Source organism: Salinimicrobium oceani, from assembly GCF_012037645.1.
Genome location: NZ_JAAVJR010001606.1, coordinates 1 through 287 on the forward strand (window position 1 = coordinate 1; position 287 = coordinate 287).

Annotated in this window: 1 protein-coding gene; it reads right to left on the reverse strand. The window is 40.4% G+C overall.

The window, feature by feature from the left end; genetic code table 11:
* Positions 1 to 287: tRNA (guanosine(46)-N7)-methyltransferase TrmB (gene trmB / locus HC175_RS23265; protein WP_209310236.1), on the reverse strand; the 287-nt coding region annotated here is incomplete at both ends.

Genomic DNA, 287 nt, shown 5'->3' on the forward strand with positions numbered 1-287 from the left:
TGCAAACCTTCTTCCAAAGCAGTTTTGGCGCCTCTCCAAAACCGGGCACCTTTTATGTCTATTCCAATAAAATTCTTTTCGGGATATGCCTGGGCAAGGCCAACGCTGTATTCTCCTTTTCCGCAACCTAATTCCAGAACGATAGGTTTATCATTTTTGAAGAAATCACTGCTCCATTTGCCTTTATACTTAAAATTTCCTTCCAGCACTTCCTCCCTGGTGGGCTGTATAACATTTGAAAATGTTTCGTTTTCTCTAAACCGTCTTAATTTATTCTTACTTCCCAC